This window comes from Luteococcus sp. H101, assembly GCF_038433155.1.
In the GTDB taxonomy this organism is placed as follows: domain Bacteria; phylum Actinomycetota; class Actinomycetes; order Propionibacteriales; family Propionibacteriaceae; genus Luteococcus.
This window is the reverse complement of record NZ_JBCDMW010000047.1, coordinates 1-1,485: the sequence shown is the minus strand read 5'-3', so window position 1 is coordinate 1,485 and position 1,485 is coordinate 1. Positions and strand designations below refer to the sequence as shown.

Genomic DNA, 1,485 nt, shown 5'->3' with positions numbered 1-1,485 from the left:
CCCGTTACCTTGCTGGTGACCCCGTAGGGCGGGGTTACGGTCGCCGGGCCCGGCATGACTCTGTGCCCCTGTCGTACGCATGATCCGGGGGGTGTTGTCACCGGGCCTGGTGGCGCCAGCCGACCGCTGATAGGGACACGGCCTGTTCAAAGGTCTCTTCGTAACGTGGGTGCCGGCAGCTGACGCATCACCAGTGATCGACGACCGTCGCTTCGATGCAAGGATGGTGAGCGTCATGAACCAGGGCAGCGGCTTCGACATCTGGTGCGGGCTGGACGTGGGCAAACAAACCCATCACGCCTGCGCCCTCGACGCTGCCGGCAAACGCGTCTTCGACAAGGCCTTGCCCCAAGACCAGACCAAGCTGGAAGACCTGTTCCGCAGCCTGTCCGAGCACGGCCGGGTGCTGATGATCGTGGACCAGCCCAACACGATCGGCGCCCTGCCGATCGCTGTCGCCCGATCACTGGGCATCACGGTCGCCTACCTGCCCGGTTTGGCGATGCGCCGCGCCGCCGACCTCTACCCGGGCAACGCGAAGACCGACGCGAGGGATGCGTTCGTCATCGCGGATGCCGCCCGGACCATGCCCCACACCCTGCGCCGGGTCGACGCCGGCGAGGAAACCCTCGCCGAGTTGAAGGTCTTGGTCGGCTTCGACGAGGACCTCGCGGCCGAGGCCACCCGGTTGTCGAACCGCATCCGAGGGTTGTTGACACAGATCCATCCCGCGCTGGAACGCGTCCTCGGACCCAAATTGGGCACCAAACAGGGCCTTGCGGTGATCGAGCAACTCGGCGGCCCCCAAGGAATCCGGGCGGCGTCGAAGTCACGGCTGCTGCGCATCATCAGCAAGGCCTACCCTCGCGGCGCACAAGACTTCGCCGACGCCATCACCACCGCGATTGGTGAGCAGACCGTCACGGTCGCGGGCACCGCCGCCGCGGAACAGGTCCTGCCCCAACTCGCGGCGTCGCTGCGCCAGACGCTGGACCAGCGCCAAGCACTCGCCGCGCAGATCGAACAGGTGGTTGATGCGCACCCTCTTGCCGAGGTCCTGACCTCGATGCCAGGCGTCGGGGTCAGGACCGCAGCCAGGATCCTGCTCGACGTCGGCGACGCCTCACAATTCCCCACCGCCGGACACCTGGCCGCCTACGCCGGCCTTGCCCCAGTCACCCGCCGCTCCGGCACCAGCATCCGCGGCGAGTTCCCCGCCAGGTCAGGCAACAAACACCTCAAACGAGCCTTGTTCCTGTCCGCCTTCGCCGCCCTCCGAGCCGACTCCACCAGCAAGGCCTACTACGACCGCAAACGAGCCCAAGGCAAGAAGCACAACGCCGCCCTCATCTGCCTGTCCCGCCGCCGCTGTGATGTCCTGTTCGCCATGCTCAAGAACCGGGAGCCCTACCGGGCACCCGCCCCGGCACCGGAACCCCCACTCATGCCCCTCGCCGCTTGACGAGGAACATAGGGACACCCCCC

The 1,485-nt window shown here is 67.3% G+C and carries 1 protein-coding gene; it reads left to right on the top strand.

The window, feature by feature from the left end; translation table 11 throughout:
• Positions 1-235: 235 nt before the first annotated feature.
• Positions 236-1,462, top strand: coding sequence for an IS110 family transposase (locus AAEX60_RS16350; RefSeq protein ID WP_342105062.1), 1,227 nt, complete (start codon positions 236-238; stop codon positions 1,460-1,462).
• Positions 1,463-1,485: the final 23 nt, after the last annotated feature.